We start from the raw sequence: 16,493 nt of genomic DNA on the forward strand, positions 1-16,493 counted from the left end.
TGCTAAGGGATTGGCGATTGGGGATTAGGAATTAGAAATTAATCATTGGTTGTTAGTCATGAGTTATTCTTCCTTATCCCCCCTTTGTTACCAGTTCCCAGTCCCCAATCCCTAATCTCCTAAATTTTAAATTAACTTGTATTTCTTCGTAAAGAATTTTTTTTACAGTTTTTTTTGGTTTATCTATTTTTTTTAAAAGAAGGTGAAAGTGGTTCCAATTCCGAGTAAGATTGTGTACTAATTCCTATGAGGAGAAGAAAAGTATGAATTTACCAGCTATATTTGACGTAGTTCTCGGCTTAATATTTATTTATTTAATTTTAAGCTTACTAGCATCAGAAATTCAAGAATTGATTGCCACTTTATTACAATGGCGTGCAGCACACTTAAAAAAGTCAGTTGAAATTTTCTTATCAGGCAATGTTACAAGTAAAGACCAACATCAGGAATTAAAGTCAGTTGTCGAATTAGCAAATAAACTTTATGACAATCCCTTAATTAAAAATATTAACCAAGAAGCTAAAGGATGGTTTGAGTCCTTACCTCGCAAATTCACTTGGGCGATCGCATCATTAGTTCGTTCTTTATTCTCATCAAAACATAGAGGTCAACAAACTCTCTTTGGTAAAAGCAAACACACAGGACCATCATACATTCCAGCAGATATTTATGCGACAACTCTGTTAGAAGTACTAGAAATTCCAACATTAGTTCGTTGGCTAACTGAAGGGAGGCTAGAAAAATTCAAAACAGCACGAATCAATGAAATCAGAGGTATTTTAAATCAATTGCAACAACAGCCCGTTCAAGATGAAAAAATGCGGAGATTTTTTGATAAACTCGCACTTAATCTTCAAGATTTAGAAAAAGACTACAATGACATCGTTAAAAACTATAAAGAAAACAAAAATAATATAACAGCCAGTGTTGAACGTATGGAGATAAGTTTCAAGAGATTTCTAGAGGATTTTCCTAAAGAACTTTCAAGCCAGGAGCCATACAGCAAATTTTTCAAGAAATTGGAATATTACCAACAAGATATCTTTGGTAATCCCCAGCAGACAATGTTAATTGGAGGATTGCAACCCAGTATTGATGAAGTGGTTGGACTTATTAATAAAAATAGTGCAATTTATCAAGAAGTCAAGACTATTTTCAAAACTAAAGATGGAGCAGCATCTCAAGAAATTCAAAAATTAATTGAGAATTTACCGCCATCTGTTGTTGATAATATTTCAGTTTTAGCAAAGCGTGCTGGAACGAAAATACAAAATACACGCGAAGGAATCGATAATTTGCGACAAGAAATTGAATCGGCTTTTGATAGCTCTATGGAAAGAGCCTCTGGGGTGTACAAACGTAATGCCAAAGGTGTAGGGATTTTGATTGGCTTGGTACTTGCTGTTGCAGCCAATGCTGATGCATTTCACATGGTTAATAGATTATCAAAAGATTCAGTCTTGAGAAATATCATTGTTCAAAATGCGGAAAAATTATCAAACCCCAATGTTAATAATTTTTCAACAGTAGGAGACATAAAGAAATTAACCAATGATGCTGACAATATTCTCACAGCAGTTTCTCTACCCATTGGTTGGACTCCTGCTAATTTATCCCAGCAGTTTCGCTTAATAGCACCAGAAGAACCTGTCATTACGCCTCTTAGATTTTTAAGAATGATACCGGGTTGGATAGTTAGTGGTTTTGCCATTGCAATGGGAGCGCCCTTTTGGTTCGATGTACTTGGTAAATTTATGAATGTACGAAATGCTGGCAAACGTCCTAAATCGACAAAGAATGCAAATGAGGCTGGGGAAGGGAATAATTAAGAGGATGTTTTGGATGTTTTAAAAGTTTTGGGCGATTGAAATCGCGACTATACAAACGAAGTCCGCCTACGCGGACTAAATAAATAATTAAAGAATCAAGGTTTTAAACCCACGTAGGTGGGTTTTGTCTGTATAGCCGCGAATTCCATTCGCCATGGCTAATATAAATTGACTAAAAAATAAAAATAACTCGTAATCGCCAATCCTTATCTTCACGAACAATCTCAATTTGTCGAATAAACTCGCGGAAATAAAACCTTCGTTCTACCTCAGACAAATCCAACCAAAACTGAGGAATAGAAACAGCTTGAGCAACAGAACGTAAATTCACTGGTGGTAGAGTGGCTAACTTCGCTTGAAGCTCTGATATTTCTACACGGAGTTTATATGCTCTGATTTGAGATGTTTCCGCATCCAAGACACTAGTTTCCACCAAACCGGGTAACTGTTTGAGGATTTCTTGTTGACGCAAAATTTCTTCATTTAAATTATTTTTAACTGCATCTAGCTGAGGAAAATTCATTCCAGCTACTGCAAGAGGTAAGTCTTTACAGACAATTTCAATTGTCTTTTCTAATACCTCTTGATATGGTATTGCGCGACACTTAGGGCTTTTGGGACAGCTAATTGGGCGTAGATAGAGGTATTCTTTATCTTGCTTGCGTATGGTTACGCGGGTAATTGTCATGTGCGACTGACATTCGCCACAAATTGCTAAACCTGCTAAAGAACGTGGTGCGCTAGCTGTTCTTCTAGGTAAACGGCTGTTGCGACGTAATAGTCGATCGACTTGGGCTGCTTCTTCTCGGCTAATAATAGCAGCATGAGTATCGGAAATAATTTCTCCATTGTGATACGCTGTATCGCCACGATAAACGGGATTTGTTAACCAACGGCGTCCTGTGGTGACAGAGATTTTCTTGCCATATTTTTTTGCTAGGTAACGAACTGCACCTCTTAAGGAACCATAAAGCAAGAAGTTATCGAAGAAATCTTTGACGACTGGGGAAGTACTGCGATCTACAGTGTATTTTCCTTTCCCTCGGCGGTAGCCGTAGGGTGCTTTACCAGGAGGAGGTGCAGACTCTAAACGATTGCGGGCGTGTCCTTGACGTATGCGGCGACTTTTGTGCTGATTTTGTATTTCGTAGAGGAGTTTGAGTAAGTCAGCACGGATGTTGGGGCTTTTTTGTGAGGAGTTATAATTTTGTTCAATTGCAATGAGTGTGACTCCTATTGCTTCTAGTTCTGTGAGGTGGGAAGTTACTTCTTCTACGGTGTCTCCTAATTCTTCTAAGCGACGAATGAGGAGATGGGTGGGAGTTTCGGTTTTGCAGTCGTTGAGTAGTTTTTGTAGTTCAGTCCTTTTTCCTAAATCTTGGTATGTTCGTTCTATCTCCCATCCCCAGGTTGTGGGATCGGGGTTTTGTTCTAGTAAGGGATCGCTGTAGGTGTAGGCGAAGGTTTTCATTTATAAACTGCAAAGACGCAAAGTGCGCGAAGGGAAGATTTTTGTAGGCTGGGTTGAGGAACGAAACCCAGCAATCTTTATCTTTTATTGCTGGCTGAGTTCAACAATATTACCATCTGGGTCTTTGGTAAAGACGGCTGGGCGTCCGGAAGCACTAGGTTGAATGGGAACGTTGTTATCTATAAGTTGCTGTTTGGCTATATCTAAGTCAACGACTGAGAAAGCGATATGGGCGTTACGTCCCCATTTTTCGTTTTGGGGTTCGGGTGTGGATGGGGCGGCGATAAGGTGAATTTGGTAGTTTCCTATTTGATACCACGCACCTGGGAATTTTAAAGAACGTTCTACTTTGGGTAGTCCTAGCACTGTTCCGTAGAAATGCTCGGCTTTTTCTAAATCGGTGACGAGAATGGCTGTGTGGAGATATTGGGTTATTTGCATTTTGAGTATGGTCGTATGGTTGAATATTTATTATTAAAACTCACGCAAAGTCGCAAAGGCGCTAAGAAAGAGGCAATTCTCGCTTTTGTGAGGTATGGGAAGAAGGAATGAACCGCAGATGAACGCTGATGAACGCTGATAAGATTGTCATCAGCAGACTGGGAATTGCTATAAAAGGAAAATTTTTATTACGGAAGTCTTTCTAGCAATTGACGTGCTGAAGAAGCCCAATATTCATCGTTATACTCAACATAAATTTCTAACGCTTTTTGTAAATTAGCTCTTGCTTCGGCATAGTTTTCCTGTGCTTCTGCCAGTGTTCCCAAACAGTAATATGTACTAGCTTGGGAATAGCGATCGCCAGATTCGAGTGTGATTTCCAAGGCTTGTTGATAATATTGCCGTGCTTGTTCGTACTCCCGCAACTCTTGGGCTAAATATCCCAATTGGTGGTATGTACGAGCACTTGAGTAGCGATCGCCAGATTCGAGTTTGATTTCCAAAGCTTGTTGATAATATTGCCGCGCCTCCTCAAACGAGCGCAACGCTTGGGCTACTCTTCCTAACTCATGGTATGTGCTCGCACTTGAGTAGCGATCGCCGAATTCGATGTAGATTTCCAAAGCTTGTTGATAATATTGCCGCGCTTGTTCGTACTCCCGCAACTCTTGGGCTACTATTCCCAATTGGTGGTATGTGCTTGCACTTGAGTAGCGATCGCCCACTTGTTGCTCAATTTCTAAACATTGATGATAAAGGTTGTTTGCCTGTTGAAATTGTCTTAAACCCAAGTAAGTATTTCCCATGCCAAACAAAGAAGCAATTTCACCCAGACGATTACCAATCTTTTGTGAAATCTCTAAAGACTCTTCCTAGTATGCAATAGCCCTGTCAAAATTCCTTTGTTGATAATAAGCTTTGCCTAATGTATTGAGAACTTCAGCATAGAATGACGAATTCTCACTATTTTTAGCAATTGTAGCGGCTTCTTCTAAATATTTTCTTGCTTTTTCAGGATTTCGTTGACTTAAATATGCGACTCCAAGCTGATGTAAGATGTTACTGTAGCTATGTAAATTTTATCCTGTTACCCGATTACCTGTAGGTTTGTATTCCATTAACAGGCGATGCAGCAAATCTATGCGTTCTTGTTTTTCTGGTTTCTCTAATGTATCTATTGCTTGCTCGGAGTTAAGAGTTTGAGCAAGCGCGTCTTCTCTTGTAAATTGGTTTGTTTTAAAACGGAATACTCCCGACCTCCAAGCCCAAAAATCAGGAGCAAATTTTGCTAAGCGGGTGAGTGCATAATCAGGTAATATAAATAATATAGGATGTGGAAGTGTTTTTTTATAAGTATCTCTCACAAAATTTAGGTCTTGTAAAACTGGAGGATAATCTCCAAAAACACCTATAGAATTTTCTAACTTCCGTACAATCAAAACTAATTTTTTACTTGTTTCTCTCTGAATTGTTGGTAATATTTTCACAATTTCATCTTTCAAAAAACGTAAATTAGAGTCAGGAAAATCTAGTGTGACAAATTGAATATCCTGGCATTCAGGATGACTCTTGAGTGCTTCAATTAAAATTTCTCTATCTTTAGGAAAATTGATTTCTACAAAGCCAATCGTAAACTTTTCGGCAAAGTCTACAAATGTTATTAACTCCGCAAAAGTTTGTTGATTGACTGCAAGAAATTGCCCTCTTTCTATCTTAAGATTGTTGGAGAGAGCGGATTTGAGGGCTGCTTGAAAGAATTCATTTTGTTTCACCACTGGGTTTGGGTAATTCCATCGCTTATCCCCGTTGTATTCTAAAACCGAGGTGTTAAAAAGCATTAACTGACCGATATCATCCTTGCTAACATTTTTAGTTAAGCAAACTTGAGCTAAAAATGGATAGTGTTCTTCAGGAATAAACCGTTCAAAGCTAAATTGCTGTTGTTTTACAGCGTAGATGACATCTTTAGCATTAATTTTAGAATGTTTGCGAGTGCTAGCTGTTTGACAAGCAGACCGCATCATCTGCATTAACTGACGTACATGACCTCCACTAGCTTTTGCGAGATCGAGTAACTCTTGTCGCGATTCAAAAACTGCATCAATGTCTACACGGCGTTCAATGAGGCTAGCGACTGCTTCTAATCCTTCTCGATTGTAATTTAGATGCCAGACATCGCGTTTAAATTCATATATGTTCACCATTGGTACGATGTGAGGATTACCATCAAATTGGGTAAAAGGGTTTTTAGGCGAACAAAGAACAGAAATTGGTACCGTATAAATGATAGTGCAATTTAATTCTTGTAACTGAGCAGCGTATTCAAAGAATAAATGGTCTGCCACTGTAAGGGGAACGCGATCTAAATTGTCAAAAATAATCAATAAACCTTTATATTTGAGGGTATTTATTTCTTAGTTTAACGTATGCATCACCTAGCAAAAGATTAATATCTGCCTTTAACCGTGATAAGTCTTTCTCTAAAGTTTGGCGAATTGTTGTTTTTTGCTTGTCAGAGCCTTTAATTTGTGCTAATAACTTAACTAGCAACTTAGCTATAAACGGATCTCTAGGTCCGAGGGTAGCTTCTCCTTCTATACTGACGGATTTTTCAACGGTTTCTTCAGTTTCTTTGGTAACTTCTTTAAACCAAGATTCAAAGTTTTTCAGAAGTTGAGAATCAAAATGTAAATCTAGTTGACGTAGCTCAAACTCTACTTGTTTAATAATGATTAAATATAAGTCTGTATAACGAGCATCATTAATATCTGTTTCTTCATTGACTTCTAAATAAATAACTTTATAATCTTCTTCCCACTGCTTTTGAATTTTTTTCAGTTCTGTACTCTTGCCACAGCCTCGATGTCCGGTAAATAGAATAGTGGTGAATTGTGCGGGTTCTTGAAAGTCTAAAATAGTACTTACGTTTTCAATGGCGGATGTTTTCCGAACTGACGATAGGTCAACGTAGTAACGCTCTATTTCTTCTCCTTCTAGAGGTTCAACATTACAAAATTGAAAAGCTGTCTTTAGTGTCGTAGCACGAGGATAATTATATACAGTCATTCAGTTTTAATATTGTGTTAAGTGTATTAGTAAAAGTCAATCAATAATAAATTTTAGCATTTCTCAGACTCACCCCTCGTGCAAACTAACGAAAATTCAAGGTTTATATAGCGGTTTTCACTCTTATTGAAGTACAGATTTATCCGCTACGGGCTGCTACAGGCTGCGGTTCCATAACTTTTTTATGTATTGCACCCAATTGAAAACCGCTATAAACTCAGGTTTGTTTCGCTTGTATAGCTGAGGTAGCTCAAGCGTGCGATCGCAAGCCATGTTTTAAACTCCCCTGACAATCTAGTCCGCGTAGGCGGACTTTGTTTGTATAGCCGCGATTTCCAATCGCCAAGGCTAGAAGGGCTATAGAACTTGAATTTGGTATCACTACTAATGCGATACGGCTTTAGCCACTAAATCCTTGACTTACCGCGAAAATTAACATCAATTAAACTCCAAGAAAAGTAAATCTGTCATTGGGTATATTTATTTTTTTGCAACTATGAGTATTATATGATTGGGGTTAAAGTCTGATATTACAGAAGTAAAGCCTTAGAACTATGTTCGTTCTTTATGAAAGATTGCAGATATGGTGAATTAGAGGTATAACTAGAAGCCTAATTCACTTTATAATTTAGTAGATGAAGTTACGGCAGCAATCCCAGAACAATCATTAGTGGTGCCAATTTAGGAGTGGAGGGGCAAGCAATTGTTTGCCCATATAGAAGGGGCGAATGGTTTTCTACCATACGCCCGTACAGGAGTTATTTCTCAAATCATCTGTTAGTCTCTCTGTACGACTATGAAACACCAGGCATCCAATCAAAGTTTACAAAAGTATAAAGCCATACATCGCCAGTTTGAACGCTTGGACTTGGATAGTCGTTTTCTGATTCTGTACGCATCCAAACAAGTGCAACGATTTGCAGCTAACCCTCAAGAGGTTATGCCAGGAAAAGATATTCGTTTGGGTTTTCCTGAGTTTATTGGTCTTGAAAATATTTTAATTCCTATCTTAAAAGGAGAACAGGAACTCTTTGAATTGAAATCTTTGGCTAGAACATCTAGTGAAGAATGTCATCTATATTTTGACATATATATTTTACGCAATCGATGTGAAAGTCATAATGAAAATAAGCTAACAATACTTTTTGAAGATACAACAAAGACAATACTTATTAAGCAACAAAGCAAGAATATAAAACTTTTATATAATCTTTTATTTACATATAAAAATTATATGGAAAAAGTTCTCGCTGCAATGGCAGAAGCCTTGCTAGTGACAACGAAAACAGGAAAAATCAAGAAAGTGAATCGAGCGGCGTTAGATTTATTTGGTTATAGTGAAGAAGAACTTATTGGTCAACCTATATCTTTATTACTCGATGATAATACATTATTTCCAAAAGCTATTCAGCAAAAATCTTTATTAAAAAAATACTTTCAAAATATAGAAATTATTTGTCGCAGTAAAAAGAAAGAAAAATTGTTGATAGCGTTTTCTTGCTCTTTAATTCAATCAAAAACAGATGATAATATAGATATAATTTATATTGGAAGAAATATTACTGTCCAAAAAAGCAGACAGCAACGAATTGGTACGCAATACGCCATAACTCGCATTCTCTCAGAATCACAAAGCATCCAACAAGCGATTCCAAAAACTTTACACGCTATATGTGAGTGTTTGGGATGGGAGTTGGGGGAACTTTGGACAGCAAATGAGTACATAGCACTATCTTCACAGCAAGATTGCGTTCATTCAGTCCTGAGATGCGTGGAAATTTGGTCGAGTCGCACGGTTGCAATTCGAGAGTTTAAAGCAGTGACTTGGCAAACGACTTATACCCCCGGTACTGGTTTTCCCGCTCAAGTATGGTCAACTCAATCGCCTCTGTGGATTGAGAATATCTCGCAACATGACAATTTAGGTTGGGGCTACAACGTATCTTTGCATGAAATAGCACTGTCTAGTGACGTGCGATCGCAAGCTGCTGTAGAATCGGGATTGCGATCGGCATTTGGCTTTCCCATTCTGGATAATGGGGAAATTTTAGGAGTGATGACTTTCTTTAGTCAGGATGCACAGCTAAAAGATGCCGAACTCATGCAAATGATGGTTTCTGTCGGTCATCAAATTGCTCAGTTTATTAAATCCAAACTTTTAGAAAAATCACTTGTAGAAAGGGAAGAACGCTATCGAGATTTATTTGAGAATGCAGATGAATTAATTCAATGCGTCACTCCTTACGGTCAATTTGAGTACGTTAACCGTGCATGGCTCAAAACTTTGGGATACTCGGAGTTGGAAGTCAACGAACTTTCCTTGTTTGATATCATTCATCCCGATTTTCGAGAAAAATACCGACATATTCTTTATCAAATGATGTCAGGGAACAAGATCGACCAAGTGACAATTGCATTGATTTCTAAAGATGGTCAAAAGATTTTTGTACAAGGAAGTATTAACTGCAAATTTTTCAAGGGAAAACCCGTTGTAATGCGCGGTATTTTTCAGAATGTGACTCAGCGCGTTGCATTAGAAGAAGCACAACGTCAGCAACAAGAGCAAACCGAGCGTTTGTTGCTCAATATCCTACCAGAAGCCATTTTCAACCGTTTAAAAGAAGAACCCGGTACGATCGCCGAACACTTTTCTGATGTTAGCGTTCTGTTTGCCGATATTGTTGGCTTTACAGAAATCGCCTCTCAAATTAGCGCCATTCAGCTTGTAAACATATTAAACCAGATTTTTTCTATATTCGATCGCCTGACCGAACAATACAGTTTAGAAAAAATTAAGACAATTGGCGACGCTTACATGGTTGTTGGTGGTTTACCAGTGCGCCACCCAAATCACGCCCAAGCCATTGCTTGTATGGCGCTAGATATGCAGACAGTAATTGAAGAGTTTAATTTTGAGAACAACCAAAACTTTAGTATAAGAGTTGGAATCCATAGCGGACCTGTAGTAGCAGGAGTGATTGGTATCAAAAAAGTCAGCTACGATCTTTGGGGAGATACGGTCAATATAGCTCATCGGATGGAATCTCAAGGTTTAGCTGGGAAAATTCAGGTGACAGAAGCTACTTACCAAAAATTGTGTCATGAATTTGTATTTCAAAAACGAGGTGAAATTGAAGTTAAAGGCAAAGGTAAGATGACAACTTATTTAATGATTGGGAGGAAATAATATGAGGGATTGGGGATTGGCGAAGCGGGGAATGGTAATTGATTTCCTAGTTCCTAGTCCCCAGTCCCTCATCGCTACTCCCCTCCCCCAGTATTAGGAATCAGTCTTCCTACAGGGTAAGTTGCTGATTCTTGAGCGCTAGTTTGAGTCATCGCAACTGGAATTTCTTCCGAAGAACTATTTTTAGTAGCTAAATATTCTGTTCGCAATTGCTCTAGCATTTTTTCTCGCTTATCATACAGCCGCTTTAAAGTACGAGGCTGACACTGGTTCATTACATAAGCTGTGACCAATGGTAAGGCAATAGTACTATCAGTATAACAAACAATTGTACTAGGTAATTCATCGGGGTCAATTTTACCCCAACTCACTGCTTCTGAAGGTGTTGCTCCAGATAAACCTCCAGTGTCTGGACGAGCATCTGTAAACTGTATAAAGAAATCGTGTCCCCGTTCTTCTAATCCCAGAACTTCGTGCAGTTGCGGTTGAGTTTGTAATAAAAAGTTTTTGGGGCTTCCACCACCAATAATGAAGGCTGCACTCTTTCCTTCAGCCCCTCGTGCGTAGTATGCGATCGCAGCTGTCTCATTTACATCAATTGACGGATCTAGTACCAGTTGAGAACCTTCTAGTGACAAAGCTGCAACGTTCATTCCTATAGAACTATCACCAGGAGAAGATGTATAAATTGGTACTTTATATTCATAGGCTGTGGCTAGCAAGCTAGAATTTTTAACTCCAACTTGCTTTTCGACTTCTCGAACATATTTACCAAGTAGATGGTGAAATTCTGCTGTTCCCATCCGCTTTTGAAAAGCTGGGGCTTGCAAAATCTTCCGAATGAAAGCATCTGTTTCGAGTAAAACATCATAGCTAAAAATAATGTCATAGATCCGGATGGTTCCTTCCTGTCGCAACTTCACATCATTCAAAAATGGATTACCCGCAAATAGTTCAAAACCCAAGCCGTAATGCATATCGTGGTAAAGGTTAGCACCAGTACTAATCATCCAATCAATAAATCCATGGCGGATGAGAGGTGCAAGCACGGAAACTCCATATCCTGCTGGTGTCATGGCACCAGAAAGGCTAACTCCCACCGTTACGCCTTCTTGCAATACATCCCGGCTCAGTAAATGGCATATTTCCCGCAATCGTGCCGAGTTGTATGCTGTAAAGTAGTTATCAATCAAATTGACGACTCCAATGTCAGTCGGCATCGGTGTAGGTGCGATTTTTTTACCTAGCTGTTTTGACATTTTTGATAGTTCCCTGTAAATTCATAATTGAATGAGCGGACAGCATACAATGTTACATATATTTGACTTTTTTCTCACCTGCTGAGTGGGTATTGCCTACTGTATACCGTTCTTGGTGGGCATTGCCCACCCTACTAAGTGTATTTACAATTTAATAATCTTTTTATAAAGTTATTTTTAATACTTATCTTATTTTAAGACAAACAATTTCTACTCCCTACTCCCTACTCCCTATTTTCAAGATAACAGCAGGCAGCTTCTGTTGCGACCTTGTTCCTTTGCCGCATACAGTGCTTCATCTGCAAGCTCAATAAGATTTTCAGGTAAGCGTTCTGAGTTTGGTACTGTGGTGGCGACTCCCACGCTTAAGGTAAGATACTCGCTAATTGGAGAACGGTCGTGAGCAATTTGAGTTCGTGCAATGGATAACTGGATTTGTTCGGCGATCGCGATCGCATCATTGGAAGTTGTATTAGGTAAAACTATAGCTAATTCTTCTCCACCATAACGAGCGAGCAGACACGAGAAACTCCGAACAACATCTCTAATAGATCGAGCAACTTGCTTTAAACATTCATCACCTGCTTGATGACCGTAGTGGTCGTTATAGAGTTTAAAATGATCGATGTCACACATAATCAGAGATAAGGGTGTTTGTTCTTCCTGGTGTTGTTGCCACTGTTGGTGAAGATACTTATCGAACTGACGGCGATTGGCAACTTTAGTTAAATGATCCTCAGTTGCTAAGTGTTGTAACTTAATATTTGCAGTACATAGCTGTTTTAACTCTGTGTTTAGCCGTTGCAGTGCTTGTTCTGCTTGAGAACGATGCCAATCGAGATCGTTAAGACGATAGGCAATCCAATAAACTAACCCGGAAAACACTATGATATTTAAAACACCTTCTATAGTGAATTGTATTTCTACGGTGCAAACAGAATATCGATAACCAATCGCACATATTCCTTTGACTAACATTGGTAAGAGGATTGCCATCGGCAGGAGTTTTCTTGCCATAAGGCTACCAGCACCATCTCCACTCATCAAAGTTGTCTGTCCATACCACAGCCATAGTAATACTCCAGCTATGATACAACTGACAACAGTGGCAGTTTTCAATGTGGGTATTCCCATGCTTGTACTCTTCAACCGTAAAATGTCGAATACCCAATTCAGCAGAACTAGCCCTCCTATTAAAAAGGAGACAACAACAGCTTGTTTGACAAGAAAGTGGAGAGAAAAGCTTCCAGGTAGAAACTGGAAGTCCTTTGAGTTTCCAGGAATACCCATAATTCTCATATGTTTATACTACGTATCATTTGACTAATCTACTTTTGGTGTGAATGCTGCTTTGCTTAGTCATGTTCATGTGTTTTATGCAACTTCACGTAAACACTGAAAAGTCAAGCATTCAATTATATTAGTTACAATGTCACATTGAGCCTTAAAGTTAACACTGTAAAATTACTTAGAACACCTTAAAAAAGACTTAAGAAAAGTCATTTTAAATATAGGAATCCTATTTGATTGTTGAAATATAAGTAGTAGGGTGGGCAATGCCCACCAATAAAACTTTTGGTGGGCATTGCCCACCCTACTTAAGAGCTATGAAAAATAAATACACTTGTGTATATTTTGACTTTTTACGGATTATATATAATTAACACAGTAGTATTACTGAGATTACTTATCAAAACTTTAAACAAGTATTTTCTTCTGAAAAATCTGCCGCTAACAAGACCAAACACGAAAATGTCTCTTTCCCAGTTCCCAATCGCCTGCTTCGCCAATCCCTAATCCCCAATATTTATAAAAATGTGTAACAACTTGTAGACAAACTACTTATTGTGTAGAGATTTTAGAATATGTATAGGACTCACATAAATTTGTTAAGCAAAGAAGTAATGCGGCATACAATGTTTGTGGGTGTCGGAATGAACAATGCAAATCCTCTCTATCTCTGACCAAGTTATTCATCACATACCCTTTATTACCCACTCACCTAACGGGGTTGGCGTGGTTAATAAAGCATTACCTGTTTTATTAGCTCATGTTGACTCACTACCGGATGGTTTAGAGGCGATTATTGCAACAAGCGACTTGCAGGGTATCGATCGCCAAAACCAACGCCTTCTCGGTCATCTTGTTAATGAAGAATTAGATAAGTTGGCCGATCTCGGAAGAATTCCCTCGCTAAAATCAACAGGTGTCATCTTAGCGGGGGATTTTTACGCAAAAGTCGATAAGCGTGGTGGTGTAGGTGATGTACGAGATGTATGGCAAGCATTTCGCCAACGTTTTCGCTGGACTGCTGGGGTTGGGGGAAATCACGACAGTTTTGGTAAAACACAACAGGAATTTAAAGCTTTTCAGGACGAAAGAGGTATAAATTATTTAGATGGAAATATCACCTGTCTTGATGGATTGCGGATTGCTGGAATTTCTGGTATTATTGGCAAATCAACTAAACCCTTTCGTCGCTCAGAAAAAGACTTTAGAAAGGTACTCTCACAACTCCTCAATGAATCACCTGATATTTTTGTAATGCATGAAGGTCCCAACGATGCAGAAGCAAAGTTAGTCGGCAATGAATCTATACGTGCTGAACTGATTAAGGGAAAGGATTTGTTAGTGATTTGCGGTCATTCTCACTGGAAAGTGCCTATGATTGCTTTGTCTAAGGGAATTCAAGTGTTAAATGTGGATACTCGAGTTGTTGTTATGGTGGCAAACTGAGCGTCGCCTCTAGTAGACTTTGCGATCGCTAGTTTTTGCTGTTGTTGTTGAGAGCGTCTTCCCTGTCCGCGAGATGTTACTCCGGATGAATCGCTCGATTTTGCGAAAGCGCAAAGAGGTGTCACAACTAGTACTAGTGTGAGTGCGGTGGTCAGGTAAAATTTCATGAGTTAATTCACGGCGGTAATAAATAAGCTGAGAGATAAACCCTGTGGATGTGCTGTCCTTCACGGTTTCTCTTTGCTACTTACTTATTCAGTGTTTTTTTTCTCTATCGGGGAATTATTGAAATTACTTAACTACTGCTATACACTCCATTTCTACACGTGCATCTAGAATCAATCGACTAGCCTCAAAAGCGGTTCTTGCAGGAAGTCGGTCTTGAGAAAAGTAGGTAACATAAACCTCATTCACCGCGTTCCATTCTTTTATATCTGCAAGTATCACTGTCACTTTAACGACTTGGTTGAGAGATGACCCATGTCTCTCAAGCACCCGTTTGATGTTTTCCATAGTCTGCTTTGTTTCGGCTGTGACTCCTCCAGGAACCAGTTCTTTCACGCCAGGAGTGTTACCAATAACCCCGGATAAATATAGCATATTACCAACACGCACGGCTTCAGGAAACGGAAGATTGAGAGGTTCTGTCTCTGTGGAAGTCAGATAATCGATAGAATCGGGAGATGTCATTGTCGTTGAATTTATCTAATATTTTAGGTGTAGATTTTGCAGGTTTCCCTTTCTTGGGATGAATTTTGCAGTAAAATCTACAGACAGTGTACTTGAAAACAGTAATCAGTGACCCGTAACTGATACACATTTGCGAATTAGTAATGTTTTGTGGTGAAAGGATACACTTCTTCATAAAATGTATTTTCTTGCTCCAGTTTTAACCGCACCACAAGAAATTTTGGGATATTTTTTATTTGGAAGTCCCTTAAATTAATATACCAAGTCGGTAAAGTCTATGACTTCTTGCTCCTAATGCACCACCCTTGAGTGGTTTTCCTGTTTTACTTTTTAACAAACAGCAACTGTCTGATGAAACTGTGGCTTGTCTGACTTCTATTGAACAAGCCAGGATTGTTGACGGTGTTGTGAAGTTTGCCATCACTACTGCATCTCTTGCAGATTGAAGCAAACTGACTAAGTGCGATCGCATTCGCGAATCTAAGATTGTGTTAGGGTTGTAATTAACAACTATGGATGCCGCATCGCGATTCATCCGAAAGCTTGTTATTTGGTTATCTGCTTTCAGTAATTCTTCTAATTGATGCGCGTATTGAGAATTTTTAGCAATCGAGGGAACGTTAAATCTGATGCGCCCTGCGATCGCATGAACAACATCGAAAGCTACCGAATAAGGGAGCGATGAATTTTTCTGAACTGGACTGGAGCTAAGTGTAGGAGAAATGACTTTACGAGTTGTAGCGATCGTTATTAAGCAGATTGGAATTATTGCCCAACCGTTGAGTCTTAGTATCCTAATAACGAGTAGACTTGTTAGAATAGCAAGAAAATCGGGGTTTTGTTTTTTCCAAAAACTGACTGATTTTTCAACAGCAACAAATTCTGCTCGACTTGCTTTGAGCAACTCAGTTTGTACCCACTCAGAAATTGATTCAGGAGACGGTTTTATCTGAGTATTTAAATCGTCCCTTCTCCTGACAGTAGTTGTCATTTATGATAAAGTTAATGAAGCTCGGTTATAAGTTAAATATAATTCATAGTGCATAAGTGGAGATCGCTCCTGAGATAGAGGAAGCCTAATTCAATGTGCAATTCTGTAAATAGTATGTATTATAATAGTAAGATCTAAACGTACATAAAGCTTGTATAGAGGTCACACTCAACAGTACCGATGACAGGAAAGTTAAGTACTTAATTACTAGTGCGCTGCCTTATATAAACGGCATCAAGCACTTAGAGAATGTTTGTAAAGTCTATTGTTGTATCACGATCCCCCCTAGCCCACGCCAGTCGCTGTGAGTTCGGGAGACCCTCCTGCAGCGCTGGCTCCCCTTAAAAAGGGGGAAAATACTCTTACAAGTCCCCCTTTTTAAGGGGAGCCACTGCGGTGGACGGGTTTCCCGGCATAAAGCAAGTGGCATGGATTTAGGGGGATCTTGGAAGTTTTGCTTATGTCTGGTTTGATGCGCCCATAGGGTATATTTCTGCAGCAGTACGGACTTGTCTTAATTTAATCAGAATCTATGCTCTGGTGTCTGCACCAATTATCCCCTTTACCTCGGTAAAGTTATTTGATGCATTACAGTTGTCTGAAACTGACAGAATGACTAAGATTAGCGAGAGTGTGAATTTTAAAGCTTTGCCTCTGGGTCATGCAGTTTATGCGATCGCGAAGCGCAAGCTGAAAGAGCGCTTATCGCACCACTGTTCCGTAAGTTGGAGGACAAAGAAATTCAAGAGTTATCAGTAAAATTTGGTACGAGGGAGTAAATTATCCCTCTTTCATTACTTTCGTCAAAGAAAATTTGAAACCC

At 39.0% G+C, this 16,493-nt stretch carries 15 protein-coding genes; 4 read left to right on the forward strand and 11 right to left on the reverse strand.

The window, feature by feature from the left end; all coding sequences use genetic code 11:
• The first annotated feature begins 263 nt into the window (after positions 1-263).
• Positions 264-1,829: a hypothetical protein gene (locus tag ACKTT2_RS42710; RefSeq protein ID WP_407898024.1), complete on the forward strand. Its 1,566-nt coding sequence runs from the start codon at positions 264-266 to the stop codon at positions 1,827-1,829.
• A 172-nt stretch (positions 1,830-2,001) separates the two neighbouring features.
• Here ACKTT2_RS42710 and ACKTT2_RS42715 read toward each other — a convergent pair whose 3' ends face one another.
• The 6 genes from ACKTT2_RS42715 to ACKTT2_RS42740 form a co-directional block, all read right to left on the reverse strand.
• The gene (locus tag ACKTT2_RS42715) at positions 2,002-3,300 is read right to left on the reverse strand and encodes a recombinase family protein (RefSeq protein ID WP_407898026.1); all 1,299 of its coding nucleotides are present in this window, start codon (positions 3,298-3,300) and stop codon (positions 2,002-2,004) included.
• A gap of 84 nt (positions 3,301-3,384) precedes the next feature.
• On the reverse strand, positions 3,385-3,741 hold the full coding sequence (locus ACKTT2_RS42720) for a VOC family protein (RefSeq protein WP_407898028.1): 357 nt from the start codon (positions 3,739-3,741) through the stop codon (positions 3,385-3,387).
• 188 nt (positions 3,742-3,929) lie between these two features.
• Positions 3,930-4,547, reverse strand: a complete 618-nt coding sequence (locus tag ACKTT2_RS42725; RefSeq protein WP_407898030.1) for a tetratricopeptide repeat protein — start codon at positions 4,545-4,547, stop codon at positions 3,930-3,932.
• Between the two features lie 66 nt (positions 4,548-4,613).
• Entirely contained in the window at positions 4,614-4,799 is a 186-nt protein-coding gene (locus ACKTT2_RS42730; protein WP_407898079.1) for a tetratricopeptide repeat protein, read from the reverse strand.
• Positions 4,800-4,820: 21 nt separating this feature from the next.
• Positions 4,821-6,125, reverse strand: coding sequence for a hypothetical protein (locus ACKTT2_RS42735; protein WP_407898032.1), 1,305 nt, complete (start codon positions 6,123-6,125; stop codon positions 4,821-4,823).
• Positions 6,126-6,132: 7 nt separating this feature from the next.
• Positions 6,133-6,807, reverse strand: coding sequence for a hypothetical protein (locus ACKTT2_RS42740; protein ID WP_407898034.1), 675 nt, complete (start codon positions 6,805-6,807; stop codon positions 6,133-6,135).
• Between the two features lie 796 nt (positions 6,808-7,603).
• Here ACKTT2_RS42740 and ACKTT2_RS42745 point away from each other — a divergent pair.
• Positions 7,604-9,994 carry an adenylate/guanylate cyclase domain-containing protein gene (locus ACKTT2_RS42745; RefSeq protein WP_407898036.1) on the forward strand — a complete coding sequence of 797 codons (2,391 nt, stop codon included), beginning with the start codon at positions 7,604-7,606 and terminating at the stop codon, positions 9,992-9,994.
• Positions 9,995-10,068: 74 nt separating this feature from the next.
• Here ACKTT2_RS42745 and ACKTT2_RS42750 read toward each other — a convergent pair whose 3' ends face one another.
• Positions 10,069-11,253, reverse strand: coding sequence for a homospermidine biosynthesis protein (locus ACKTT2_RS42750; RefSeq protein WP_407898038.1), 1,185 nt, complete (start codon positions 11,251-11,253; stop codon positions 10,069-10,071).
• Between the two features lie 237 nt (positions 11,254-11,490).
• Positions 11,491-12,552 carry a GGDEF domain-containing protein gene (locus tag ACKTT2_RS42755; protein ID WP_407898041.1) on the reverse strand — a complete coding sequence of 354 codons (1,062 nt, stop codon included), beginning with the start codon at positions 12,550-12,552 and terminating at the stop codon, positions 11,491-11,493.
• A gap of 642 nt (positions 12,553-13,194) precedes the next feature.
• Here ACKTT2_RS42755 and ACKTT2_RS42760 point away from each other — a divergent pair.
• On the forward strand, positions 13,195-13,989 hold the full coding sequence (locus tag ACKTT2_RS42760) for a metallophosphoesterase family protein (protein ID WP_407898043.1): 795 nt from the start codon (positions 13,195-13,197) through the stop codon (positions 13,987-13,989).
• Between the two features lie 9 nt (positions 13,990-13,998).
• Here the strand turns inward: ACKTT2_RS42760 and ACKTT2_RS42765 are convergent, their stop codons facing one another.
• The 3 genes from ACKTT2_RS42765 to ACKTT2_RS42775 all read right to left on the reverse strand — a co-directional run bounded on the left by ACKTT2_RS42765 (position 13,999) and on the right by ACKTT2_RS42775 (position 15,670).
• The gene (locus ACKTT2_RS42765) at positions 13,999-14,220 is read right to left on the reverse strand and encodes a hypothetical protein (protein WP_407898045.1); all 222 of its coding nucleotides are present in this window, start codon (positions 14,218-14,220) and stop codon (positions 13,999-14,001) included.
• Positions 14,221-14,280: 60 nt separating this feature from the next.
• Positions 14,281-14,679: a RidA family protein gene (locus tag ACKTT2_RS42770; RefSeq protein WP_407898047.1), complete on the reverse strand. Its 399-nt coding sequence runs from the start codon at positions 14,677-14,679 to the stop codon at positions 14,281-14,283.
• Positions 14,680-14,926: 247 nt separating this feature from the next.
• On the reverse strand, positions 14,927-15,670 hold the full coding sequence (locus ACKTT2_RS42775) for an HMA2 domain-containing protein (RefSeq protein ID WP_407898049.1): 744 nt from the start codon (positions 15,668-15,670) through the stop codon (positions 14,927-14,929).
• A gap of 540 nt (positions 15,671-16,210) precedes the next feature.
• On the opposite strand from ACKTT2_RS42775, the gene ACKTT2_RS42780 reads away from it, so the two are divergent.
• Positions 16,211-16,429, forward strand: a complete 219-nt coding sequence (locus tag ACKTT2_RS42780) for a hypothetical protein (RefSeq protein ID WP_407898051.1) — start codon at positions 16,211-16,213, stop codon at positions 16,427-16,429.
• Positions 16,430-16,493 lie beyond the last annotated feature (64 nt).

The sequence above is a fragment of the Scytonema hankhaensis NUACC26 genome, assembly GCF_045865695.1.
GTDB lineage: Bacteria > Cyanobacteriota > Cyanobacteriia > Cyanobacteriales > Nostocaceae > Scytonema.